This window comes from Verrucomicrobiota bacterium (genome assembly GCA_016871495.1).
Classification (GTDB): Bacteria; Verrucomicrobiota; Verrucomicrobiia; order Limisphaerales; family VHDF01; genus VHDF01.
In genome coordinates this window covers 1-23,974 of sequence record VHDF01000015.1, presented here as the reverse complement: position 1 = coordinate 23,974, position 23,974 = coordinate 1, and the positions used below count along the sequence as shown (strand labels likewise).

Genomic DNA, 23,974 nt, shown 5'->3' with positions numbered 1-23,974 from the left:
TGTTCCAGGAAACGGCAGAGGGGCAAATCTTTACTGGTGAAAACGCCGTTTGATTTCACCTCCCGGTCGATGGCCGTCGGGCACTATCGTTTTGAATGATCGAGGGTAACCGTGGATTTGGCTCGGGCGAGATCGAGCAGGCGGGCAGGCGTGACCCATCTCGACCAATTGAGAAAATCCGGGGCCTCTTTATCCTGACGAGGGGCGTGGGCGAGTTCGACGCGTTCGGCGCGAGCACCGAGGGCGATGGCGAAGCATGCGACCTCGGTCATGGCGGAGGGCGCAGCCAGGGTGACGGGGAGTCCGCGCGTATCCGCCAAAGCCTGGATCGCCTGCAGTCCGCGCCGCACATCCCACACTTGCATGCCGGCGAGTGTCTGTCCGACCAGCATGAATCGTCGCCGGGTTTGGGTGATGAATCGAGCATCCGAGGCAAGCGCCGTCATCCCGACGCCGCGAGGTGCGAGGAGCATGAGCGCCGAGTTGGATTGGCGCAGCGTGCTGGCCAGGTTGGCGAGGTTGGTCGTGGCGGTGGTTGGGGTTGGAAACCATTTTAATTCCTCTTCGCACGCACGAGGAAAGTTGGAGCCCATCGCGGCCATGCGATGGTTCCAGAGTTCGGAGTCGGCGATCTCAACGACGACGTTGTCCACCCGGCTTTGTGTCGGAAGCAGGCGATAAAGCCGCAAGGGAAGCCCGGGTTGAGAAACGAATTCATAAACGGATAATTCCAGGCCCAGCGAAGTGTGGGCAGACTGCTGCAAGAGTCTGGCTTGCGGCGGCGTGGAGTCTTCCGGCCAGCCCCCGAAAGTTTTATGGCGGAGGGTATCCACGAGCGATTCGTGGGATGAGGTTGTCGTTTCCGGGGCAAGCCGCGGGAAATGTTCGTAGCTCCGACTCGTAATCTCGTCCGACGGAATGCGGTCCAACACTTTCAATTGCTGTCCGGTAAACAGCGGCTCCCCCACGTCTTTCACCACGGGAGCACGGTGCTTCAGGAATCGATTGAACCAGCGCAGGACCGGCACTTGAAGGTCCTGGTTATCCTTGTGGGGGCCTTCGGTGATGAGGAGTCCGAGCCGGTCGGTGGCACGGTGGAGATCATAGATGCGGCGGACGCGCTCGTGGATCCGGACGACACCGTCGAGAGGAAAGATGGTGTCTTTGTCGGTGTTCCCGATGAGGAGGGGGCGGGGCGCGACCAGGGCGGCGACGCGGTCGAAGTCCCATCGGTAGGTGTTGACGTGGAACATGCAGTCGCAATGGCCTTCCACGGTGCCGTCCACGACGTGGTTTTCGAGGTCGGTCATGCCGGCGACGGGACAGGCGGCCCGGATGCGGTCATCGAGGGCGGAGATCCACCAGGAGTAGGCGCCGCCGCCGCTTCGGCCCGTAACGCCGATGCGGCGGGCATCCACTTCCGGCCGGGATTCGAGGTAGTCCAGCGCGCGGATGCAGTTCCAGGCCTCGGCGCCGGCGGAGGTGTAGCCGCGGGAGTTCCACCACCACATGCCCTCGCGATAGGTTCCGTGGTGGATGCCTTCGATTTCACCGAGTTGCACGGTATCCAGGACGAGGCAGGCGTATCCGTTGCGGGCGAAGCCGACGCCGTGGTGTTGATAGCCCACTTTGTTGCCGAAGCTGACGCCGTTGGTTTTCACGACCGAATGGCCGCAGACGTAAAGGATGGCGGGGACCGGTTGGTCGGTTGGCCGGGGGAGGTAAAGATTGGCGGTGACGTACAGCCCGGGCAGGGATTGGAAGTGAAACTTTTCGACGATGAAATCGGACTCCTCGAGCTTTCCGGTCACGGTCGCGTGAAGTGCGGTTTTGGGCGGCTGTGGATCCAGTCCGAGCATCTCGAAGAGTTGGGTCCGGTACGAGGCTTTGCGCCTTTCCCAATCTTCCAGCGATTGAATTTCGGCCAGGGAGAGTGAAGCGAGGTGTCGGGCCTCGGCGTTCAGCACTTCGTGGATGCGTTGATCGCCGGGGCCTTCAGGCCTGGGCCATTTTCCAAAGGGATTATGAAAAGCGGCTGCGTGGTGGGTTTCTGTGGCGGCGAAAACCAGAGTGGCGGCAAGCCATGGGACGGGGATTCTCACGCGGGTGCTGGGTTGGGACCTTTCTCACTGGCGGTGGAGGCCAGATTGAAGCAGAGGATGCCGGCCACGACTTTGCCGCCGTCGTGAATTGGTTGCAGGCGCAGGGAACATACGGCGTCGGGCCTGTCCTGGCATGTGAGGACCATGCCCTGGAGCGTGGTGGCCTGCCCTTTGCGCAGGGCTTGGGCGACCGGATGTGAACTCCAATCGACCGGAGCGGCTTGGTTCGCGGCGGGGCGAAGGATTGTGGCAAGCCTTCGTCCGATCCATTGTTCATGAGTGAATCCGGTCCAATGCTGCGCGGCTTGGTTGATGCGCAGAACGACTCCCGTGGCGCTGATGACCACCACGGCTTCCACGATCGAGTTGATGATGAGTTCGTTGTGGCGTTGGAACCGTTCCAGTGAGGCGAAGGCCCATTGACGTTCAAGATTCTCGACTTCCAATGCAGCATTGGACTTGGCGATTTCGGCGGTGCGTTCGAAGACTTTCCGCTCCAACTTTTCATTCATTTGTGCGAGGGAAGCAGCTTGCTCGCGCCGCAGGCGAAAATCATCGCGGATGAGCCAGAAGGCAGAGGCAAGGAGCCCGACATTCAGAACGAAACCGATGACCAGGGAGCGGCGAGTGGCGGTGGCATCGGCGTGAGCTTGCTGGTCGAGTTTCAAGAGCCGCTGGTTTTCAGCAGTGATGAGGTTGGAAATGCTGCGGCGCAGGTCGAGGATCAGTTCGAACGAGGGCGAGGCGCGGAGCCGTGCACGTGCGGGGTCGAATCCTTGCTCGACGCGCAGGGCGTGGATGAAGGCCGCCTCCTGAAGGACGGCCGAAACGAGTTGCTCGATCCGAGGCCATTGGCTGGAGGCAGGTGCGGGGGGGGGGCGCCAGGCTTCGCGCCACCTGAAGATGCTCTCGGGCACGATGGGTCTCGCGCTGCCAGCGTTCGGTGTCGGCAGACTCGCCCCCAAGAAGATGATTGCGAAGCGCAGTTTCGCTGGACTCCAGAGCGGCCAGGAGGCTGGTGACTTCGAGCACGAGCGCGTAGGTGTGGCGCACTTCATCGGCGGTGGCCCGGCTTTGGCGGGAGTTTTGGATGGCTGCCCAGCACGCCCAGGCTGAGATCGCCAGAGCGAGGAAAAAGCCGAGTGCGATGCGGCCCTCGATCGATCGACGCGGGGTGGTGAATGGAGAAGGGTTGGCGCGGGGGTCAGGGTGGTCAGCCACGTCCCGAACGGTAACAATCGCCCGCGACGAGTTCAAGGCCACGCCGAAGTTCGCCGCCGACCGGGAATTTTGGGAACCTGCATGGCTCGTGGCCTCGCACGATGAGAAAGGCGCCACTCCGCCCTGCCCGACCGTGTATCCCGATGTTGTTGGTAGGGCGGGCCTGTCCCAGCCCGCCGCCCACGGGATGCAAAACATCATGCTCCGGCGGCGCGCCGGGACGGACGCGCCCTACCTGCATCACCGGCAACATCGGGATGCACCGCCTGCCCGACGGGGGGAGTTCATCGTTGACGCTTGGGGGTCGGTAGATAACATGCCGCGCTCCGTGGAAACGGAGCCAATGAACCTGAACTCGAAATTATGTCTGTGAAAGTTGCAATCAATGGTTTCGGCCGTATCGGGCGGCTCGTTTTTCGCGCCATGGTCGAACAAGGGCTGGTCGGAAAAGGCGTGGATGTCGTGGCGGTGGGCGATATCGTCCCGGCCGACAACCTGGCCTATCTCCTCAAATATGATTCCACGCAGGGCCGCTTCAACGGCACGGTGGCCTCGAAGAAATCCGCGGCGGACAAGGCGGAAGACGATGTGCTGGTGGTGAATGGCGTGGATATTTGTGTCGTGAGCGCAAAGTCGCCCGCCGAATTGCCTTGGAAGGCCATGGGGGTTGACGTGGTGATTGAATCCACCGGTTTATTCACCGAAGCCGAGAAAGCGAAAGGCCACCTGGCTGCGGGAGCCAGGAAGGTGATCATTACCGCGCCGGCGAAAGGTGATGACCTGACGGTGGTCATGGGGGTGAATCACGAAAAGTACGACCCGAAATCACACCACATCATCTCCAATGCCAGTTGCACGACGAACTGCTTGGCTCCGCTCGTCCATGTTCTCCTCAAAGAGGGCTTTGGCATCGAGGAAGGGCTGATGACCACCGTTCATAGTTACACCGCGACGCAAAAGACGGTGGACGGCCCGAGCAAGAAGGATTGGAAAGGCGGGCGCACAGCGGCCATCAACATGATTCCCTCGACCACGGGAGCGGCACGGGCCGTGGGTTTGGTATGTCCGGAAGTGAAGGGCAAGTTGACGGGCATGGCGTTTCGCGTGCCGACCCCGACGGTTTCGGTGGTCGACTTGACGGTGCGGACCGTGAAGCCGACTTCCTACGCCGAAATCAGCGCTGCCATGAAGAGGGCGAGCGAGACCTACTTGAAGGGTATTCTGGATTACACGGCGGACGAGGTGGTGAGCACGGACTTCGTTCACTGCACGTCCTCCTCCATTTACGACGCCGGGTCCGGCATCGAACTCAACAGCCGCTTCTTCAAGCTGGTAAGTTGGTACGACAATGAATGGGGTTACAGCTATCGTGTGGGTGACCTGCTCAAATACATGATCGAGAAAGGGCTTTAATGCCCTGAACTCTCCCCGGGCGGCGCTCCTGACGAGCGCCGCCTTTTTACTGGGGATGAGCTCTCCCACCTTCAGGACTGACGATATGAAAATCGCCAAAGTCACTTATTATCTCGATGTCATATCCTCCTGGTGCCATTGGGCGGAGCCTGCTTGGTCGGCGTTGAAATCGCGGCATGCCTCGGAGGTGGAGTTTGAATAGAAGATTGCCTTGATGGACGCTTCCAGCATGCCGAACAGCCAGGCGGAGGAAGAATGGTACTACCGACGCAGCGGCACGATCATGAGGTCGCCTTATCGGCTGAACGCCCATTGGTTCGTCCCTGGATTGCAGGAATACCTGGCGCCGAATGCCGTGGCGGAAGCCGCCAGGTCGATGGGGGTCACCGATGACTCCGTGCGCATCGTGATTGCTCGGGCGGGCATGATCGAAGGGTTGAAGTTCGCCGAATGGGAGGTGGCGGTGCAGGCGGCTGTGCGGGGGTGTTCCCTGAATGCCGGCACGTTGCGATCACTCGCTCAGTCGCAGACGATTCTCGACCGCATGCGAGCCACCACCGCCGAGTTTCAGGCTTTCAAGATGACCTCGCGCCCTTCGTTCCTGCTGGAAAGCAACATTGGCGACCGGGTGGTGTTCTCGGGCCTGGCCACGATTGAGCCCTTGGAGTCAGCATTGTCCGCGCTCCTCAGGGATGCCAAGGCTTACGCCTCCTACGCGGCGCATCATGTCAGTCCGCCGGAATGACGGTCAGGGTGGTGTCCCCAAATCACCGATGAGTCCCGCCTCTCGCAGTTGTTCCAGAAAAACTCCGGTTCGCTGCGGAAAGTATTCCCGGGTCAGGCGAAGGATTTCGGGGCTCCAGTGAGTGCCTCGTTGATAGAGTTCGTAGGGGCCGGTCTTGTAGGGGTGAATGTCTCGACGATAGGCTCCCCAGCGGGCCGATTCTGCGACGATGGGCTGGCGAAGAAGGTCTGCCCAATATTGATAACGGGCGGCGGCTCGGTCGGGACGCAACGCGCCTCCCCGATTCACGAGATGATGGCGAGCCCGCTTTCCCAGGATGTCGCGAAATTCCGGGTAAGTCTTCAACCGGTGAAACAGCCGGGTGGGGCTTAAGTCGTCGTCGGACGACAGCGTGTTGTCGCGGACCTGCTCCAAAGTGCGTTCGCCGTCCCAGACGAGGAAGAGGAATTTTCCGGAAGGCTTGCGGCGAACGGCGTACCAGTTGGAAACGCGGTCCCAATCACCATTGGCGCCGTAGTAGTTCAGAAGCATGTAATCCGCGAAAGCCTGAACATCGAGCAAGCGCTCGATCTCGCTTAGCGCGGCGGGACTCGCCGGACCATTGGCCGCGGCGAAGAGGGATTTCCAGGCCTGGTCATCCCCTTCGAGCAGGTTCTCTCCATTGCGCGATTCATAGTCGCTTTTCTTCCCTCCCCAAACGCTGGCTGCGTAGGCATGGTCCGGGCGCTCCGTGAGATTGTACAGGCCCCAGTACAGTCCGTTCAGATAGAGATGGACGAAATGGCCCCGGGATGCGGCGAGTCCCATCTCACGGGCCGTGTCGCGCATCCATTGGTCGCGGATGTAATCACCGCGTGCGCGTTCCACTCCGCTCCAATGGAGCCATGTGTTGTTGCACCCGGCGCGAAGGATGAGGGAGTTGAACGTGGTGGGATTTTGGGGCCCGAACAGCGGATACTGCCACTGGGCGGGACCATACTTCGATTTGAAAAAAATACGGAAGGCGTGCTTGGGAGATTCTTCCGGACGCCGATTCCAGCCTCCCTGGATCCGAGCACCGGCCTCCACTCGCGACGGAGGGGAGCCGTTGGCGGGGAAATACTCAAGGGAACAAGGCCGTTCCCACGCTTCGCCGTATTCCATGGGATGGGCGTAGAGTCCCCGGTCGGCACCGAAAAGATCCTGAGGGTCGAACGAGAGGGAAACGGTGGGAAGACGGCGCAGGCCGTCGAGGAAATCGGCCCGGACCTCTGGATCAGCAAGAATCTCGGAGGCCAGACGATAGGACGATCGAACAGGCTGTCCATTTCTCACTCCCCAGGTGGAAGGCGATCCCGATCCGGTTTGATGCTCGACCTGGTCGAGCCGGATGTAACTGCGGGTTATCACCGGAGAAACCCTTTGTCCTTCGCGGAATACGGCGAAGCGCAGGATGGTGGTGTCCTGAAGGGTGAATGGAGAGTGATAAGGTGTCCCGTGGACGTCCGAGGGAATGCTTCCATCGCGAGTGGAGCGGATCGTCGTGCCACGCTCCGGTTCGTCCAGCGTGACGCGGATTGAATGTGTGAAGAGAGCGGACTCCGTCGCAACAGGGACTCCTGCCCTTGCCAGTGAAACGAAAACGAGCCCCAGGAACAACGACCAGGCCGACCATGCGGGTAGGGCGGGGCGGCCTCTCTGTAAAGGGGGCGACTCGGAAAAAGGACGAGTCGAACCTGAAGGAGCCAGCTTGATGAACATGCTCACGCGATCATTTCGATGCGGCTGTCCCGTCGTGAATCCATCCTCGCAGCCGATAATAGTTCCAGGAAAGGTGTTCGTGGAGCACGGTGGCCAAGAGCTGCATCTTGAGTCCGCTGGGAACGATGCGGGTGGGGGATTTCACGAGGTCTCCGCGATGGGCCTCCTGGAAATCGCAAGGGACAGGAAGGACGTTGAGTCCGGCGCTTTTGAAGACCGCCACCGCCCGTCTCATATGGGTGGCGGAAGTGATGAGCGCGATGCGTTCCGCCTTCAGTTCCGAGGCCAGAGCGGAGATCGCCCGTGCCTCTTCGAAAGTGTTCCGGCAGGGAGGTCCGAAACGGATCTCGACGCCGGGTGGCGTGACTTTCCATTGCTCCACCCATTCTTTCACCAGGGCACCTTCGGCCTTGCCTCGGCCGCGTTCGAAAGAGCCCATGAAGACGAGGGTCTTGGGCGGGTTCCGGCGGACGAATTCGATGGCCGTGAGAGCGCGATCGGCGGCCCCCGCGAGTTCGAATCCAAAAATGTCCCCGTCGGAAGCATTGAGCACACCCCCAAGCATGACGACAAGGTCCATGGGTGGAATCTGGTTCCAGTCGGGTTTGGGGGCGAAATTTTCGAGGCGACCGGCAGCCCAGTCGGGAAAGCGGCTCGCCCCGCCGACCCAGAGGAGCGCAGCCAGCAGAGCATGAAAACCCGCACCGCGGAATTGCTTTCTTTTGAGTTTCAGCGCGAATCCGAGCAGGAGAAGCATCCAGACGAACCCCAGGGGGTGGATGAGGTTTTCGATTTCCTGGAGCAGCACCTTTGGCATGGTCGGAAATGAATAGGCGTCGCTGCCGGGATCAGGCCCGAGGGGCTTACATTTTCAACCGGCCACGAATCTCCCTTGAGGAGATCATCACCAGGACGATGATCACCTTTTGCACCTGCGCTTTTCTACCCGGACTTTCATGATCTCGTTCCGGGGAAAGGCCTCCTCAACCGCGGTGCTGGGCCGGGCGAGCCGGCCCGCTTCGAGTGCCCTGAGCACTGCAGCCTGTCCGGCTTCGGTCGGTTCCCACCCAGGCGTTCCATCAGAGCCATCGCCGACCTCGGTGCTCCGCCGGGAGCTTCCTGGTCGGGCGCACTTGCCTTCGGGCACGGCCTTCGACAAGACCACCTGTCGCTTCGTGGTCACGGTCATCGTCGTCACAATCGTCAGTTTATCCCGCGGTCGGATGCGGTCAAGTTCAGCTCGCCGCCAAGTCCCGGTACAACATTGTCCTGGAGACTCGCAGTGTCTGGTCGTTGACGCCGATCGATCCCGGTCCGTGGTTGGGAGTTCGAGCGGTTCTGCGCTGACACCTGCTGCGGTCAACATTCGGCGTGGAGCCATCTGACTGCCTTGGCACCCGAGATCAGTGCGATGGGGCAGCGCGCGTTTATTGAGACCAACATGCTGGATGATGGAGTCCTTCACAGAGTATCGGAAATGGAAGGGCTTGGGCTTGCAGAGGCCGCCGCGGAGTCAACATGAGAACTGCGGTGCCTCCCGATGTTGCCGGTGATGCAGGTAGGGCGCGTCCGTCCTGGCGCGCCGCCGGAGCATGATGTTTTGCATCCAGTGGGCGGCGGGCTGGGACAGGCCCGCCCTACCAACAACATCGGGATACACGGTGAGAACTGCTGCAGTGCATCCAGAGGTTGTCGGTGACCGGGTTGTCGTGGTCACGCAGACAGCCCTGTCTGCTGTTTCGCAGGCTGCCCAGCCTGCGGGCGGCGAAGGAAATCAGGCGCGTGGAGAGCATGGAAGGGCCTCGTTCCTCACCCGCCGGGCCGACTGGCCGTCGGCGATACAGCAGGCTGGGCAGCCTGCGCCACACGAAAGACCACTTCGGGATGCACGGGGACTGCTGGGATCATCCGCATCACTATTGCGGAGTGGCGGCTTCGAGTCCATACTGTCCCATCATCATACTTTTATGACCACATCCCGCACCGCTTCCCTTGCCCTGAATCGTCGCCAAGCTTTGAAGCTTGCTGCCGCCGGGTCGCTGGCCCTGGCCTCGACGTTGGATTCCTCTGGAGCCAGTGCGTCCACCTTTGCCCTGCCTGCGCTTCCGTATCCGCACGACGCGCTCGAGCCTCACATCGACATCATGACGATGCAGATTCATCATGGGAAGCATCACCAGGCATTTCTCAACAATCTCAACAAGGCTTTCGCCGACCATCCTTCGCTCGCCGCCCGATCGGTCGAGGACTGGGTCAAGCACCTGGATCAGGCTCCCGACGCGGTTCGGACCGTCCTTCGCAACAGCGGGGGAGGTCACCTCAATCACACACAGTTTTGGACCGTCATGAAGAGGAACGGTGGAGGCAAGGTCCCCGACGCGCTGGCGCGCGCGATCGATCGCGATCTCGGGGGCATGGAGAAGTTCAAGGAGGGGTTTACGAATGCCGCCACCAAGGTGTTCGGGAGCGGTTGGGCTTGGTTGTCCATGACTCCGGAGAAGAAGCTCGTCATCGAGTCCACTCCGAATCAGGACTCACCTTGGATGAAGAATCATGCGCCTTTACTGGGACTGGATGTTTGGGAACACGCCTACTATTTGAAGTATCAAAACCGGCGTCCGGAGTACATCGCGGCGTTTTACCAAGTGATCCACTGGGAGGAAGTGGCGGCCCGGTTCGCGCGTGCCATGGGTTGAGCATGGGAATCCGGTTCGTCGCCGATTCGGAGGAACAAGTCCAGGATGGAACTCGTGGCTTTGGTGCAAGGTCCCCGAGATTGATGCGAATGCGGAGGACCAACCCGGATCAAAGTTCTCTGAGGACGCTGAAGAAAAAGGAAGGTTCAGTGGGTGGAAGCACGATCTCGAGGCCGCCGGTTTCCGCCGCGGTGATTTCGCGCACCAATTGATAAGGGCCTTCGACCTTCGCGCTGCCGAGGATCTTGAATTTCTGTCCTTGGTGGGCGGGCCAGGCCAGCTGAACGCCGCCGGAGGTCAGCGAGAGTCCATAGACTTCGAAGCGTTCCCCCAGCGTTTCTCCGCCCAGATTCCGCGCGATATCCCAGAAGGCCCCTTTATTGACGACCGTCCCGTTGGTGGAAAGCAGCCGGGTGGTCCAGGATAACTTGGTAAAATCGATGGCCAAGGATTCCGAAACACCGTCGATTGAACCGGACTGGTTGATGGAGGAAAGGCGGGCGTTCTCGAGGATAAGTTGGTAAACGACGAGCAGCGGCGCTCCACTCCGGGGTTGGGCCAGGTCGATCTTGACGGTGGCGAATGTTTCCCCGGAGGCACAAGCTTTGTGGAGCAGGGGAGAAGAACGGTCCAAAGGCTTGGACAAGGAAGCGGAGGTGGCTTGCACCCGTGGGCTTCCTTGAGGCCGGTAAAGGATGAGGCTCGAAGCGTCAAAACCGCTCCAATCGAGGTGGGTCGAGGTCTTGACTTCGCCGGCGATGGTTCCGACTCGCATGAATCCCTGCAACTGGGCGAAGAGGGGATGGCAGGAAACCCAGAGGATGCTCAGAACCGCGGCATAGCGAAACCACTGGGCTGAAGGGTGGCGCAAGCAGGGCAGGGCGCATTGTGGATTCATACGGCTGGAACCAAAGTGCATTCGAAATTCGTCCGTGATGGCGACCGGCGCGATTCGCCGACGATGCTCAAAGCGGGCGGTTTTCGGTGACATGCCAGCCCGCGCTGACGGAGTTCAAGAGTTTGCCATCCGCGCCATAGGCTTTGTAATCCCAGCGCACGACGTTGTATTTGAGTGAGAACGACTCCCGGGGCGTGCCACCACCGCTTTGGCCGGAAGAACCCACGGATTCAATCGTGACCCCTTCGAGGGTCACCACATAAATATCACGCCTGCCGGTGGCTGCACGCTCAGCCACCCGGAGGACAACACTCTTGATTGCCTTGCCGCTGGCGCCATTCAGCATCAGAGGCACCGTGGCGATATCAAGGGATTTCCCAAAAGCGAATCGGAAGGTGCCCCGAGTCTGGAAATCCAACTGATAGGAGTCCGCAACAATGTGCTTTTCATAGGACTTTTCTTTCGCGTCACCATCTACCCCGTCTATTTGGAGGAAGAGCTCCGCGGCTTTAATTGACGAAACGCTGAGGCCCGAGGTGAAGGCGAAAATCAAGATAAGTCGTTTGATCATGTAATGGAAAATGCGACCACTTGGCGAGGTGGTCAAGTGAACTCCGATCATCGACCGTCCCTAGGAAACGGCACGAGGCTTGGACTCGGTCGAGGGGACGGCTCCCTGGTTTTTTTTTTCAATCCAAGCAACGCTCTGATCGAGCGGAGAGCACCCAGAGCGCCTCGAGTGTCGCCATGAACACAAAGGGTGTCCGCACGGATACGGATCATCGCTCCATCGAAAGTGCGGACTTGGTATTTCCTCGTGATGTCGATCGCCTGAGCGACGATATCTCTGGCGTCGTGAAGAATGGCTTTGGGTTCGGTTCGAGAGAGAAGGTGTCCGCTGGATCGATAAACACGGTCCGCAAAAGCCTCGGCCTGGAATGGATGGCCTGCGCGGCGGGCCGATTTTTCCACGCGTCCGCCTGCGAGGCCGTAGACCACGAGTCCGGGCCAGTATTTCCGCATGATTTCAATGTAATGCCGGGCGAGTGCGGGCGAATGTTCTGTGGCGAGATAGAGCGCGCCGTGCAATTTGACGTGATGCGGCCGAACCTTGAGCCGAAGTGCGAGCTGATTGAAGGCGCTCACTTGGTGGAGGAGGATCATTTCAAGTTCGGACTCCGTGACGGGCGCGGCCTGGCGTCCGAAGCCAGCGCCTTGGGCAATTCCCGGGTGGGCTCCGGCTTTGACGCCCAGTTTTCCTGCCTGGTTCAAGCAGAAGCTCATGGACTTGATGGTTCCGGCGTGGCCGCCGCTGGCGATATTGCAAGCCGTGACGAGCCGGAGCAGGGCGACCGTGCGGCGCGGGGATTCGCCTTCACCCAGATCACAATTAAGTTCCATACGTCGCTTCGATGAATCGGATGCACCGGCCAGGCCGGATTTGGGCCAGACGAGCGAGGCCCTCGTCCGTGATGACCGCGATTTTGGAATATCCACCGAGGGTGGGTCCATCTCGCATCACTACCACTGGAAGTCCGGACGTCGGGACTTGGACCGTCCCGAGCACCATGGGTTCGCTGGGAACGTTCGAAGTTGAGTTGGGGTGCGAACCCAGCAGGGGCGCGACGGGCAGAGGCTCGCCTTCGAGGCGATAGCCGACGCGATTCGATTGAGGTGAAACCCGCCAGGGGTAGTTCAACAAATGTTGGCGGGCTTGTGGCGCAAAAGAAGCCCAATCAGGACCGGGAACCACCTGGATATCGGAACATTCATGCCGATTCATCTCGTGCGTAGGAACCCGGCGTGAGGTCACGGAAACTTCCAGCCATGGCGAGGTGGGGGTACGCAGGCAAAGCACGTCCCCCGAAGTGAGATTTGTGCCGAGACCCGACCGAGTTTCGGTGCTCGCGCTGCCAAGAAAGGAGGTGACGGCCAATTCGCCCCGAACCGCGAGGTAGGCCCAGACTCCGGCCTGATTCTGGGGAAACGACAGGATCGTCCCGAGACCCAGGAGGCGGGCGGTCCAACTCGCGATCGCACAACCTTGTTCCGCCCCGGCCAGCCCGATCCAGGCGGCTTGCAGGAGCTCCAACTTGGCGCCTTGAAAAGCCATCTCGAGCACAGGATGGGTGTCGGGATTGCCGACCAACCGGTTGGCCCAGCGCGCGGCATGAGGGTCCATTGCGCCGCTGGCAGGCACGCCGAATCGTTTCCATCCAGGACGTCCCTGATCCTGCACCGTCAGACCAAGGCCGGGTTGGAGGACTCGAAGAATCGGGGTGAATTCGGAGGACACGCAGAGACGAGGTCAAGCGATCGGACGCCTTGGTGGATCCAGGTTCCGTTCACCCGGGGGATAAGACGAAGCGGACGACATCGCCCGGGTGAAACAGGAATGCTTCGTCGGGACGACCCGGATCTTGGAGGAGGTTCTTGTTGAAGACGGGGACCGTGGTGTGTCCCAGAATGTTCCATCCACCCGGCGAGTCCGACGGATAGACTCCTGCGTGAGATCCGCCGATGGCCACGGAGCCGGCGGGGATGCGTGGACGCGGGGTCTCGAGCCGCGGGGCATGCAAAGCGGCTGGGAGTCCATGAAGGTAAGCAAAGCCTGGCGAGAATCCCAAGCATTCGACTTGATAGGTGGCACCTGCATGAAGCTCGATCACTTCCTGCACGGTGCGGCCGCACCACCGGGCGACGCGTTCGAGGTCGGGTCCATCGTAGCGACAGGGGATGAGGTGCCGGGTGAGAGGACGGAGGGGCGGCTCGGCTGCAAGAGGCCGGCTGGCCCAGAGCTGTTGGGCGCGTCCCATCGGGTCTTCTGTGCCGGGAGGGAATTCCAGAAGCAGGCTTTGGAAGGAGGGAACGGCCTCGACCAATTCAGTGGCTGGCAAGCGGGAGAGAGCCTGAACCCAGCCGTCTCTTTGCCGGCACTGCGGACCCGACAGGGGTGCGGACCATCGGAGAAGAATGGCATGAGGACCGTAACGCAGCCATTGGCAATCCGGGAGCGCTTGAGCGGGCATGCCGCACCTCACGTTCAACGTTTAGGCCAGTCGAGATGACGATGGAGAAAGTCGTATGTAGCCTGGCCGTTGATGGTGTGGGGACCGTTGAAGAACTCGATTTCCGTTTTTCCCGGAAGACCGAGTTTGGCGAACAGGCGGCGGACTTTGGCGTACTCGTGGGCGACCCATTCGTCGGGAGCGACTCCATCGTCGTGTCCGCGCTCGACCATGAAGGGACGAGGCGCGATCAGTCCCGCCATTTCGGCGTAATTGAACGTGTTGCCGAGATCAAACTCCGGCATCTCGTATTCGATGGTGTAGAGGTAGCTGTAGCCCGACTCGATCGTGGCGTTCTTCTTGATCCACTCGTTGAAGTCGGCGGAGCATATGGAAAGGCAGTAGCGCTCCGCGACGGCGGGGACGCGCATGGCGGTTTTTCCTCCGTAGGACAGGCCGTAGAAGCCGATGCGTTTGGAGTCCACGAACGGCAGCGATTCAAGCCAGTCGAGGATGCGCTCGTGCTGGGCGATGATGACAGAAAAGAGGGACTTCCGGAGCGGGTTGGCCATCCGTTGCAGCACGCGAAAGCGATCCATGCCCCGATAGGGATTGTGCGGCGCAAAGACGATGAAGCCGCGTTCTGCCAGCTTGGCGGCGTAGGATTTGTAGGCGTCATAGCCGGGTTTTCCCGCCGGGTTAACGGTGTCCACCGGCACCCCTTCCAGGCCATGCTGGCAGACGACGACAGGCCGTTTTTCTCCGGGTTTGAGATCCGTGGGCAGCAGCAGCAAACCCCAGGCGAAGACGTCGGGCCAAACGTCGAGCATGACATCGTAGCTGGCCCAACGGGCGTTGGCTTCCGAGAGGCGCGAGCGAGGATTGGCGGGGAGCGATGCGGGCGGGAATTTGCCGATGACTTCGTTCCAGAATCGATCGCGATGAGGCGCCGCCTTCTCAGACCAATCGGGCTCGGCTTTGAGCTGGCTCCAGAAATTGCTTTGGCGCGTCCGCTCCGAGATGAGCAGAAGGTGTTGAGTGTGATCCACCAATTCCTCGAGGGTGCGCTGCTGGCGGTCGTAAATGATCTCGGAGGCGATGGGACGGCTTTGCGTCAGCGGTCCGGCCGGTCGCAGCGCGGGAATGCCGAGGGCGGTGAGGAATTCGCGCAGAGCCGGCTCGGTGCCGGGACGGGCGGACGATGGATCGGGTGGAATGACGAGCGTTAGCCCCCAAGGCTTGCCGCCGATTTGTGGCACAAGCGTGCTGGCGCGCTGGACCTCCGTCTGGACCTCGTTGACCGGGATGGGGGAAAGTTTGCCGGGGGCCGCGCCGCTTCGGCCCGGTCGAGCCGGCGGAGGTCCGGCAACGACAGGGCCGGGGACGGCTTCGATGATGACGTGGCGCGGGGCCGCCATGGCGGCGAGTTCCGCGTCGGGAAACTCTTCCAGCCCCCCCCAAATGTTTCGATAGATCGGCTCTTCCCAGACTTTGTTCCGGGGTCCGAAATGACCGCTGACCCCGATGACGTCGAGGCGGGGGTCGAGGGCTCCGGTGTGCAAGGCGATCAGGCCGCCTTCTCCCCAGCCCCAAACACCCAGCTTGAGATTGGCATTGCGTTTAAAGCGCTCCATCCAGTCGAGCAAAGAGCGAACTTTTTGAACTTCGTAGCCCACCGGGTGCCGTCCCATTTGGTACGCTTGCCGGTAGAGCCATTCACGATGCGGCTGGTTGGTGAATCGATGGATGGCGCGGTTGCCCGAGTGGATATCGGAACGATCGACGAGCGCGGGGACGACGACGAGGCATCCGCTTTCGGCGAGACGGCGGGCAATCTGATGTTCCAAGGGAACGGAGGAGCCGAGCCCGGCAAGGCTTTCCGGGGTTTGATCGGCGTCGGGCAGGACCACGACGGCGGCGCGAGGTGTGGTCTTGGGTTGCAGGAGAAGTCCTTCCCCGTAAACGCGGCTAAACACCTGCCATCGGACCGCGTAGATGGCGCAGCCTTCCGATTCGGCCCATTTGGAGGACAGTTCGGTGCTTCCGACATAGTCGAGCGCCATCATGGGCAGGCGTGGATCCATGGCGCCGATGTAACGGGCCAGGCGCTCGCGATTGGGGGCGATGGATTGGTCGAAAGCCTGGGCGGACGAAAGGTTTCTTTTCCAGAGCGTGGACCGACGCTCATGGCTCAGGTCGATTTCGCGCAGCAGGAACTTCCGGATGCCATCTACCATGAGTGCGGAAAGATCACCGCTGGCGGTGAGGTCGTCGGTGCCGGGGAGTTTGGGTCCGGGTTGAGCGGCATGAAGACCCAGCGTCCAGGCCATGATGAGGACGGCGAGGGACGGGCCGATCCGTCGGAAGTTGGTGTGCATGCTTCTTCTTCCCTCAAAGGCCGCCTTCGATTCAAGGCAACAATCCAGAAAGGGGCGGAGTGGATCGCGGACCCTTTCGATTCCTTGACGACCCCAGCCCGGAACATGAAACCGGCCTCTCGACGAAGCGGATCGCTCCAAGGCTGCACGCATTGCGTGCGCGCCGCGGTTTGCCCTTCCACGGGTGCGGGAGCCTGCCCGGTGATTTTGAGGAACGTATGCTTCCGCTGCGAACTCCCGGCTCCATCGTACGAATACTTGGTCTCCGTGGTTTCAGCGTCGGGGTGCGAAACCGTGGGTGGTGGATTTCCGGCGGAAGACTTTGTCCGAGGAACACGCGTAAAGATAGCTGTGACCTGCCCCAGCGAAAGCGCAGCTCACCGTTCCCTTGGCCTGCGGACGCGGCACGACGCCTCCCAAACGACCGTTGTCCTCGAAGATTTGGATGCCCAGGTGAGAGGTGACAAAAGCGCGCTGATAAACGTCCGTGATCATTCCGTCCCCCCCGCTGTCCGGCTTGCCTTCCGGGGTTTGCAATCCGCCGTGCCGATCGCCCGAAGTGATTTTGCCCGACTCATCGAGATGAAAGATCCACAGGAAAGTGCCGCCGTATTCGCTCACATAAAGTCGAGTTTCATCACGCGAGAGGGCGATGCCGTTGGGACGGTTGATGCCGCCGAAGGCGGGGCGGGGACGGGACATGCGTCGCGCTCCCGTGGGGACGGTCACGACCTGACCAGCCCCGGTGTCTGTGAAGTAGATCCAGCCCCGGCTCGAAACCGCGAGATCGTTGGGCTGGACGTCGGTGGCCAGGTCGGTGACGTGATGGGACACCGGGTCGATGCTGGAGACCCTCTTCACATTGTTGGTCCCTTGTCCTTGAACGCAGGCGTAGAGAAGTCCGTCCGCCCCGAATTTGAGTCCACTGATCTTGAGTCCGCTTTGCAGCCAGGGAAACGGGGTTCCTCCGGCGGCGGCGACTTTGTAAACGATGCCTTTGGGGAGGTCGGAAAAATAGAAGTTGCCCTGGGGATCCGAGCAGGCTGCGTCGGTGAATGCATAGCCCTGTCCGACAAGTTCCCATCCCTCGCCGGAGGCGGGGTTGGGGAAGAGGTTGGTGGCGAGAGAGGTGCCGGGTTGGGGGCGGTGCATTTCCGGGTGCCAGAGCCAGCGCAGTGAATCGGGGAGAATGACTCCGCCGTGCTTTCCGTTGTGAGCGCCATCACCGAACACCAGCTTCGTTTCGTAGCCGGCGAAGCTGAGCGAGGTGAACATCTCCTGGTTGGCCAGCGGCCAGTCTCCGTGTTGGTTGTTGAGGTCGTTCGAGCCGTCTTGGAGAAACACGCGGAGTGGCTTGCGAGCGGTTTTGCGGATGAGGGCAGGATAAACATGCCCTCCGCGAATGTTCACAAAACTGCCGATATGCGAGAGCACTTTGGAGAAGTAGTCGGGACGTTCCCAGGCGGCCGTGAAGGCGCAGATGCCGCCGCTGCTCATGCCGGAAAGGGCGCGCAACCGGGCCTCGGAAGTGAGGTTCAACTTGAACTTCGCCGTCACGTGAGGAATGAGCTCCTCGATGAGGAATCGGGCGTAGTTGCTTCCGAGGGAATCGTACTCGAGGGAACGGTTGCTGCGGGAGCGCCATCCGTCGGGCTCACCCGCTTTTTCGTGGCCCGGGTTGATGAAGATTCCGATCGTCACCGGGATTTCCCCCCGGGCGATGAGATTGTCAAAGACGATCGGCACGCGCATGAGGCCGGATTCGGAGATATAGGCGTGTCCATCCTGAAAGACCATCAGGGCTGCCGGAGTGCGCCCGTCATATTGCGCGGGGATGTAGAGCCACCCGTCCCGATGCGTTCCCGGGAAGACCTTGGATTCATTGAAGGAAAACGATTCGACGCGTCCGGCCCGGGCGAACGTGTGGCGCGACAAGGAATCGGATCCGAGCTCATAGTGGTCGGCGGCGAAGGTCGAGGTCGAAACGATGGAGGACACCGTGAGGAGTGCGGGCAGAATCAGGCGCGATTTCATGGGGTGCGGCATAGTGATCCAGAGGCGGGAGCCGAGTCAAAGGCTTACCGGGCAATGGGAAGCCGCCGGCGCGAGGGCGTGCGCCCAGGCCACCGGCGGCTCTTGAGGGCGTGTCGGTGCACGCCCTAGGTAGGAGGATAAAGGCTAGAACGAATAGGCTACGCCTGCAATCAACTTCAGATCGTTCTTTTTGCGACCCGGAGCGGGCTCATTGTCATAAGTGTCATTGAGCGTCACGCGTAGCGAGAGATTGGTGGTGATTTTGGTGTCCACACCGATTTCGGCGTTGATGATGTAGTTGTTGAGGTTATCGACCTGGGGGAGCCACTCGGCTGATTGCCAGAGTTTGGCGCGGTCGTTGATCTTGTAATCGAAGCGCTCGGCGACGCGGAGCGAAAGGTAATTCTTGGTCGTCGATCCCACTTTTTCGGAGATGAAGCCCGGACCGACTTCGCCGGAGAGCGTCATGCGGTCGTTCTTGATGAAGTAGTAACCGGCACCTGGAGAAAGAGTGAAACGATATTCCACGTCGGCGATGGAATCGTGCAGTCCGTCCGCGCGCAGGTACCCGAAGACCATGTCGGAAAACAGGCGGTTGAATTGGGTGAAGGCGTGGAACACTTCGGTGTTCTTGACGCTTTGATTTTCGCCGTAAGCACCGTCGGCGCCGAGTTGCCAGACATTCTTGTCCCACTTGCGGGTGCCTTGAATGCCGGTGCTGAAGAGCAGGGTGTCGCTGTTGCCTTTGGTCACGGTGGCGCCGATGGCCGCCGAGCTGTCCCATTTCTTCGTGGCCTCTTGGGCCATGGCCGGCACGGCCATCGCCGTCGCGAGAATGATGGATGTGAGGATGCCGGTGATGTTCATAAATGGATGCGCTAAGATCAAAGCCGATTGGACGTGTCTGGGAATCCCATTCCGGGCACAACAGGAGCCTGAGTGAGGGAACCCGACGCGGAGCCGGGGGAAAGTGGATGAGGTGCGAAAGTGGTGCAAGGGGAATTTTTCAGCTCATTCCGGTGCCCGTGCAACCACAGGTTGTCGGTGATGCGCGCGGCAGCGCCGAGGCGCGGCCTTCACCTCGACATTGCACACAAACTGAATACCTAAACACGCGAAGGGTTTTGGGTCAAAGTGAGCGCGATGAAAACATTGCGCGTTGGAGGACAAATTCTCGGGGTGGAGTTTCTCGAAGAACTCAAGCATTTCTGTGAACAGGAGCCTTCACCTTCGCGGACGAGGGTGGCCCGACATGTTTGCCAGGAACTCAACTGGCGTGGTCGGGAGGACGAGCCGAAGCTGCACCGAGCGCGAGATTTGCTGCGCAGGCTGGATCGTGCCGGCCATGTGAAACTGCCCCCGGCGCGGGGGCCTCGAGCCGGGCAACCGCGGCGGCTGGCCTCCTGCGGTGAGCCGTTGCCTGCGTTGGGGCCCGTGCCTGGCCGGGTGGATGAGGTGGAGGGGCTTTATCTGTATCGGATCGAAGGTTGGGAGGACCCCTTGAGCCCGCTGTGGAATGAGATCATCGTGCAGCAGCATCCGCTCAAGGACGCTCCGCTGGTGGGCTGTCAAATGCGCTACTTGATGGGATCGGCTCACGGCTGGCTGGGCGCGATCGGGTTTGGTCCCCCAGCCTGGCATCTGGGGCCGCGCGATCTGTGGATTGGGTGGAGCAGCCGGGCGCGGAGAGCGAATTTACAGAGCGTGATTGGACTGTCGCGGCTGTTGATTCGCCAGGAGGTGCGGTGCTCCAACCTGGCCAGCAAAGTGATGGCGCTGGCCTTGAAGCGGGTCGGCGCGGATTGGCAGGAGCGCTATGGGCACACTCCCTTGCTGGTGGAGAGTTTCATCGATCGTCATCAGTTCACGGGCCAGAGTTACCGGGCGGCCAACTGGCAGCTCATCGGCACCAGTCAAGGGCGGGGGCGCAAGGGACCCCAGGAAGCCAATCCCCACAAGGCCAAAGACATTTATGTCTACGCGCTGGATGGCCGAGCGCGCGAGCAGTTGCAAAGGGAGCCCGTCGAGAGGATCCCCGCCCGCGCGTGGCGCGAAGAACTGGAGTCCGCAGACTGGGCGGAGGCGGAGATGGCGGGGTTGGATTTGGGAGATCAACGTCTGGAGGCACGGGCGGTGAAGGTGCTGCAAGGCCGGTGGGATCATCCGGAGAAAAGCTACGCGCAAAGTTTCGGAGGGTGGAGTCAAGTTCAGGGCGCGTATCGGCTGGTCACGCACGCCTGCGGACAAATCGATTTGGACGCTTTGCTGGCGGGCCACAAGGCGCGCACGGCGGAACGGATGGCGGCGGAGCCCTTGGTGCTGCTGGCGCAGGACACCACCAGTTTGAACTACAGCGGGCTCAAACAAACCGAGGGACTCGGACCGATCAATCATGAGGGGAGCCTGGGGTTGCACTTGCACTCGACGCTGGTGATGGACCGCGCCGGCGTTCCCCTGGGGGTGGTGGATGCCCAGTGCTGGGGCCGGGAGCCTCAGGAGGAGGGCGTGGGCCGCAACGCCAAATCGCTGGATCAAAAAGAGAGCGCCCGCTGGGTCAAGAGCCTGAACCGGGCCGCCGACCTCGCCCGTCGCATGCCCCAAACCACCGTGGTGGAAATGGGAGACCGGGAGTCGGACATCTACGAACTGTTCGATCAAGCGCTCATCGGGCCGGAGAATCTGCATGTGGTGGTTCGAGCACAGCACAACCGCGCGCTCGAACCTCAAGCCCGGCTCTGGGAGCACATGGGCCGGCAACCGGTGCGCGGACACCTGCATCTGCGGGTGCCCCGCCGGGCCGGACGGCGCGCCCGCCAAGCGATGCTTGAGGTGAGGTGGGGTGAGGTCACGATCTGCGCGTCGGACGTGCGCCTGAAGAGGCATTGGCCGGGATTGAAACTCCACGCGGTTTGGGTCAGGGAAGTCGATCCCCCGGAAGGAGAAGAGCCGTTGGAGTGGATGCTGCTGACGGACCTGCCGGTCAACCACTGGGAGCAGGCGGTGGAAAAAGTGCAGTGGTATTGCCTGCGGTGGCGGATCGAAGAATGGCACCGCGTCCTCAAGACCGGCTGTCGGGTCGAAAAACGGGAGTTTGGCACAGCCTTGAATTTGCGGCGCGCTTTGGCGTTTGATCTGATCGTGGCTTGGCGAACGTTGATGTTGACGAAAATGAACCGGGAAAACCCGAACCTTCCCGCCACGACGGTGTTTTCAGAGGAAGAGCTGACGATCCTGAGCTGCTATAAAAAAAGCGGAGGACGCGACTCAGCCGGATGTAAGACAAGCGACCCATTGGCTGGCAAAGCTGGGGGGAGCGCTGCTCCGCAAAGGCGACGGTGAGCCCGGTGCCGAGGTGATCGCCCAGGGATTTGCCAACTTGGCCCTCCTGCTGGCTCACAAGCGCCGCCAGCAAAATGACCCGTGAATACTCTCCAAACGATGTGTGTAATGTTGAGGTGAACGGCGCGGTCCGGCGGAGGAGCGCGGCTGTGTCCGAAGGATCAGCCGCAGCAAGGTTGTCTTGCATAAGCTCGTCGATTGTTCCTCCCGCGTCGCAACCGCGACCCGCTGCGGCTGGCTTTCAGCACAGCCGCGGTCCGACAACTTGCGGCTGCACCGCGGAAGATGACGCAGCGGGATTTGGGCTTGTGTCCTCCCCGGGACACCCCTTTAGAATGGAAGCACCCTGTGAGACATGACGCAGGTTCCGTCTTTGCCGGGACGGTGGGTTGAGTGGCACAAAGCGAAGCACTTATGAAGAGCACGAAGATGCGAGCCGTTGGGGTGGTGCCTTCCCGCAAGGAAGTTCGCCTGATTGACCACGCCCATCCTCAAGTTCTCAGCGGCCACGAAGTCAAAGTACGCGCGTTGGAGGTGGGCATCTGCGGAACGGACCGCGAGATTTGCACCTTCGTTTACGGATCCCCTCCTCACGGCCATGATTATCTCGTGCTAGGGCATGAGTCATTGGGTTGCGTCTTGGAAGTGGGCGACCAAGTCACCCGCTTCAAGCCGGGCGATTTGGTGGTGCCGTCCGTTCGCCGGCCTTGCGAGCACATCCATTGCCTTTCGTGCCAAAATGACCGCCAGGATTTTTGCTGGACGGGGGACTTTACCGAGCGGGGCATCAAGATGACGCATGGGTTCATGACCGAGTTTTACGTCGATTATGAGAAGTACTTCACGTATGCCCCTCCGGAATTGAGGGAGGTTGCGGTTTTGGTTGAGCCTTTGACGGTGGCCGAGAAGGGCATGGAACAACTTTGGAAGGTGCAGGAACGGTTGCCTTGGCTGCCGTCGGGAGCGCCTTCATCGGCCCGGGGCCTGGGCAAGAATGCGGTGGTGCTGGGAGCCGGACCGGTGGGCATTCTCGGCGCCATGCTGTTCAAGTCGCAAGGATTCAACACCACCGTCTATTCGCGATCGAGGAAGCCGAATCGGAAGGCGGAGCTTGTGGAGTCGTTCGGTGTCCCCTACCTCTCGTCGGAGGAGGTTTCGGTGGAAGAACTGGCGGAGCGAGTCGGGAACATCGACGTGGTGTATGAAGCGGTGGGCAAGGCGGACATCTCGTTCAATGTTTTGCGGGTGTTGGGCATGAATGGGGCGTTCATTTTTACGGGAATCCCGGGGCCACACGCACCGATTCCGGTGCAGGGCGACGCCACGATGAAGAACATCGTTTTGAAAAACCAAGTGATGATTGGGACCGTCAACGCGGACCGGGCAGCCTTTGAATCCGCCATCGCGAATCTAGGGATCTTCATGAAACGGTGGCCGGATTCGGTCAGGGCGGTGATCACGGGTCGTCACGGGATCGACGATTTCGAGAAGCTCCTCCTCGGCAAAGCGGTCGGGATCAAAAACATCATCTGTTTGGACTAAGCCCCACTCAACCCCATGCGGCGAAACCTAAAATCTAAACGGGGATGGATCGACGTCACGTTTCCGGTGCGTTCCGGCATGGTGCATTGGCCGGACAATCCTCCCGTCGAGGTCGAGCGGATGCTCAGCATGGAGCAAGGCGCGGTTTGCAACGTGTCGATCATGTCGATGGGTTGCCATACCGGAACCCACATGGATGGCCCCAGGCACTTCATTCGGGACGGGCGCGGGTTGGACGCGCTGCCGTTTGAGGCGACGATGGGCCCTTGCCGGGTGATCGCCATCCACGATCCGGAGAGCATCAAACCCGGGCATTTGGCGCCCCATCGGTTGAAGAAAGGCGAACGCATCCTTTTCAAAACGGCGAACACCCGAAGGTCGTGGAAGACGGACGATTTCGACAAAGACTTCGTATACCTCTCGAAAGAAGCGGCGCAATACCTGGTGGACCGGGGGGTGAGGACCGTGGGTGTGGATTATCTTTCGGTGGGAGGATTCTACAAGGATGGCGTGGAGACGCATCAGATTCTCCTCGGCGCTGAGGTCTGGATTATCGAAGGGCTTGATCTCTCCAAGATCAATCCGGGCCGATACGATTTGATCTGCCTGCCGATGTTGATCGCGAAGAGTGACGGCGCACCGGCCCGGGCGTTGCTGCGCCCGCGAAAGGAGCGATCCTCAGCACGTGGATTGCCTCGAGCCTCCCACTGAAGCGCACACGACGCACTCCTCTAGCCTGCCTATTTCATGCACGGGACGCCCGGTGAGGACACCGGGCCATAAGCATTAACCTAATGACTTGTCCTTACCGGACTACGCTGGTAACGTTTGGCGCATGCCTAACGACGCCTTGCCAGA

At 60.8% G+C, this 23,974-nt stretch carries 19 protein-coding genes; 6 read left to right on the top strand and 13 right to left on the bottom strand.

Annotated elements, in window-relative coordinates; all coding sequences use genetic code 11:
- Nucleotides 1-83: 83 nt before the first annotated feature.
- The 3 genes from FJ404_05180 to FJ404_05170 form a co-directional block, all read right to left on the bottom strand.
- Nucleotides 84-1,859, bottom strand: a complete 1,776-nt coding sequence (locus FJ404_05180) for an acetylxylan esterase (protein MBM3822281.1) — start codon at nt 1,857-1,859, stop codon at nt 84-86.
- A 239-nt stretch (nt 1,860-2,098) separates the two neighbouring features.
- Nucleotides 2,099-3,160 carry a PAS domain-containing protein gene (locus tag FJ404_05175; GenBank protein ID MBM3822280.1) on the bottom strand — a complete coding sequence of 354 codons (1,062 nt, stop codon included), beginning with the start codon at nt 3,158-3,160 and terminating at the stop codon, nt 2,099-2,101.
- A gap of 155 nt (nt 3,161-3,315) precedes the next feature.
- Complete coding sequence (locus tag FJ404_05170; protein ID MBM3822279.1) at nt 3,316-3,576, bottom strand: hypothetical protein; 261 nt, start codon at nt 3,574-3,576, stop codon at nt 3,316-3,318.
- A 110-nt stretch (nt 3,577-3,686) separates the two neighbouring features.
- Here FJ404_05170 and gap point away from each other — a divergent pair, with 110 nt between their 5' ends.
- Together gap and FJ404_05160 are read left to right on the top strand one after the other, a co-directional pair.
- A complete protein-coding gene (gene gap / locus FJ404_05165; GenBank protein ID MBM3822278.1) occupies nt 3,687-4,736 on the top strand; it encodes a type I glyceraldehyde-3-phosphate dehydrogenase in 1,050 nt (349 codons plus the stop codon).
- Nucleotides 4,737-4,950: 214 nt separating this feature from the next.
- The gene (locus FJ404_05160) at nt 4,951-5,481 is read left to right on the top strand and encodes a DsbA family protein (GenBank protein ID MBM3822277.1); all 531 of its coding nucleotides are present in this window, start codon (nt 4,951-4,953) and stop codon (nt 5,479-5,481) included.
- A 3-nt stretch (nt 5,482-5,484) separates the two neighbouring features.
- On the opposite strand, the gene FJ404_05155 is transcribed toward FJ404_05160, so the two are convergent.
- Both FJ404_05155 and FJ404_05150 read right to left on the bottom strand, forming a co-directional pair.
- Nucleotides 5,485-7,227, bottom strand: coding sequence for a hypothetical protein (locus FJ404_05155; GenBank protein ID MBM3822276.1), 1,743 nt, complete (start codon nt 7,225-7,227; stop codon nt 5,485-5,487).
- 4 nt (nt 7,228-7,231) lie between these two features.
- On the bottom strand, nt 7,232-8,038 hold the full coding sequence (locus tag FJ404_05150; protein MBM3822275.1) for a YdcF family protein: 807 nt from the start codon (nt 8,036-8,038) through the stop codon (nt 7,232-7,234).
- A gap of 1,150 nt (nt 8,039-9,188) precedes the next feature.
- Between FJ404_05150 and FJ404_05145 the strand changes: the two genes are divergently transcribed.
- The gene (locus FJ404_05145; GenBank protein ID MBM3822274.1) at nt 9,189-9,917 is read left to right on the top strand and encodes a superoxide dismutase; all 729 of its coding nucleotides are present in this window, start codon (nt 9,189-9,191) and stop codon (nt 9,915-9,917) included.
- A 109-nt stretch (nt 9,918-10,026) separates the two neighbouring features.
- Here the strand turns inward: FJ404_05145 and FJ404_05140 are convergent, their stop codons facing one another.
- The 8 genes from FJ404_05140 to FJ404_05105 form a co-directional block, all read right to left on the bottom strand.
- Complete coding sequence (locus tag FJ404_05140; GenBank protein MBM3822273.1) at nt 10,027-10,908, bottom strand: type VI secretion system tube protein Hcp; 882 nt, start codon at nt 10,906-10,908, stop codon at nt 10,027-10,029.
- On the bottom strand, nt 10,883-11,437 hold the full coding sequence (locus tag FJ404_05135) for a hypothetical protein (protein MBM3822272.1): 555 nt from the start codon (nt 11,435-11,437) through the stop codon (nt 10,883-10,885). The genes FJ404_05140 and FJ404_05135 overlap by 26 nt, the downstream gene beginning before the upstream one ends.
- On the bottom strand, nt 11,434-12,327 hold the full coding sequence (locus FJ404_05130) for a hypothetical protein (GenBank protein MBM3822271.1): 894 nt from the start codon (nt 12,325-12,327) through the stop codon (nt 11,434-11,436). The genes FJ404_05135 and FJ404_05130 overlap by 4 nt, the downstream gene beginning before the upstream one ends.
- Nucleotides 12,206-13,111, bottom strand: coding sequence for a biotin-dependent carboxyltransferase family protein (locus FJ404_05125; GenBank protein MBM3822270.1), 906 nt, complete (start codon nt 13,109-13,111; stop codon nt 12,206-12,208). The genes FJ404_05130 and FJ404_05125 overlap by 122 nt, the downstream gene beginning before the upstream one ends.
- 49 nt (nt 13,112-13,160) lie before the next feature.
- Nucleotides 13,161-13,844: an allophanate hydrolase subunit 1 gene (locus FJ404_05120; GenBank protein MBM3822269.1), complete on the bottom strand. Its 684-nt coding sequence runs from the start codon at nt 13,842-13,844 to the stop codon at nt 13,161-13,163.
- A 14-nt stretch (nt 13,845-13,858) separates the two neighbouring features.
- The gene (locus FJ404_05115; protein MBM3822268.1) at nt 13,859-16,354 is read right to left on the bottom strand and encodes a hypothetical protein; all 2,496 of its coding nucleotides are present in this window, start codon (nt 16,352-16,354) and stop codon (nt 13,859-13,861) included.
- A gap of 120 nt (nt 16,355-16,474) precedes the next feature.
- On the bottom strand, nt 16,475-18,247 hold the full coding sequence (locus FJ404_05110) for a gluconolactonase (protein MBM3822267.1): 1,773 nt from the start codon (nt 18,245-18,247) through the stop codon (nt 16,475-16,477).
- A gap of 132 nt (nt 18,248-18,379) precedes the next feature.
- Nucleotides 18,380-19,102 carry a DUF481 domain-containing protein gene (locus FJ404_05105; protein MBM3822266.1) on the bottom strand — a complete coding sequence of 241 codons (723 nt, stop codon included), beginning with the start codon at nt 19,100-19,102 and terminating at the stop codon, nt 18,380-18,382.
- 276 nt (nt 19,103-19,378) lie between these two features.
- Here FJ404_05105 and FJ404_05100 point away from each other — a divergent pair, with 276 nt between their 5' ends.
- From FJ404_05100 to FJ404_05090, 3 genes are all read left to right on the top strand, one after another.
- Nucleotides 19,379-21,574, top strand: a complete 2,196-nt coding sequence (locus tag FJ404_05100; protein ID MBM3822265.1) for an IS4 family transposase — start codon at nt 19,379-19,381, stop codon at nt 21,572-21,574.
- A gap of 429 nt (nt 21,575-22,003) precedes the next feature.
- Nucleotides 22,004-23,116: a zinc-binding dehydrogenase gene (locus FJ404_05095; GenBank protein ID MBM3822264.1), complete on the top strand. Its 1,113-nt coding sequence runs from the start codon at nt 22,004-22,006 to the stop codon at nt 23,114-23,116.
- Nucleotides 23,117-23,131: 15 nt separating this feature from the next.
- Entirely contained in the window at nt 23,132-23,827 is a 696-nt protein-coding gene (locus FJ404_05090) for a cyclase family protein (protein ID MBM3822263.1), read from the top strand.
- Nucleotides 23,828-23,974: the final 147 nt, after the last annotated feature.

Excerpts from the sequence above, each read along its gene's own strand:
- FJ404_05180 (MBM3822281.1), bottom strand. The coding sequence starts at position 1,859 with ATGCTCGGACTGGATCCACAGCCGCCCAAAACCGCACTTCACGCGACC.
- FJ404_05175 (MBM3822280.1), bottom strand. The coding sequence starts at position 3,160 with ATGAAGTGCGCCACACCTACGCGCTCGTGCTCGAAGTCACCAGCCTCC.
- FJ404_05170 (MBM3822279.1), bottom strand. The coding sequence starts at position 3,576 with ATGTTGCCGGTGATGCAGGTAGGGCGCGTCCGTCCCGGCGCGCCGCCG.
- gap (MBM3822278.1), top strand. The coding sequence starts at position 3,687 with ATGTCTGTGAAAGTTGCAATCAATGGTTTCGGCCGTATCGGGCGGCTC.
- FJ404_05160 (MBM3822277.1), top strand. The coding sequence starts at position 4,951 with ATGGACGCTTCCAGCATGCCGAACAGCCAGGCGGAGGAAGAATGGTAC.
- FJ404_05150 (MBM3822275.1), bottom strand. The coding sequence starts at position 8,038 with ATGCCAAAGGTGCTGCTCCAGGAAATCGAAAACCTCATCCACCCCCTG.
- FJ404_05145 (MBM3822274.1), top strand. The coding sequence starts at position 9,189 with ATGACCACATCCCGCACCGCTTCCCTTGCCCTGAATCGTCGCCAAGCT.
- FJ404_05140 (MBM3822273.1), bottom strand. The coding sequence starts at position 10,908 with ATGTCACCGAAAACCGCCCGCTTTGAGCATCGTCGGCGAATCGCGCCG.
- FJ404_05135 (MBM3822272.1), bottom strand. The coding sequence starts at position 11,437 with ATGATCGGAGTTCACTTGACCACCTCGCCAAGTGGTCGCATTTTCCAT.
- FJ404_05130 (MBM3822271.1), bottom strand. The coding sequence starts at position 12,327 with ATGGACCCACCCTCGGTGGATATTCCAAAATCGCGGTCATCACGGACG.
- FJ404_05120 (MBM3822269.1), bottom strand. The coding sequence starts at position 13,844 with ATGCCCGCTCAAGCGCTCCCGGATTGCCAATGGCTGCGTTACGGTCCT.
- FJ404_05115 (MBM3822268.1), bottom strand. The coding sequence starts at position 16,354 with ATGCGTGCAGCCTTGGAGCGATCCGCTTCGTCGAGAGGCCGGTTTCAT.
- FJ404_05110 (MBM3822267.1), bottom strand. The coding sequence starts at position 18,247 with ATGCCGCACCCCATGAAATCGCGCCTGATTCTGCCCGCACTCCTCACG.
- FJ404_05105 (MBM3822266.1), bottom strand. The coding sequence starts at position 19,102 with ATGAACATCACCGGCATCCTCACATCCATCATTCTCGCGACGGCGATG.
- FJ404_05100 (MBM3822265.1), top strand. The coding sequence starts at position 19,379 with ATGAAAACATTGCGCGTTGGAGGACAAATTCTCGGGGTGGAGTTTCTC.
- FJ404_05095 (MBM3822264.1), top strand. The coding sequence starts at position 22,004 with ATGCGAGCCGTTGGGGTGGTGCCTTCCCGCAAGGAAGTTCGCCTGATT.
- FJ404_05090 (MBM3822263.1), top strand. The coding sequence starts at position 23,132 with ATGCGGCGAAACCTAAAATCTAAACGGGGATGGATCGACGTCACGTTT.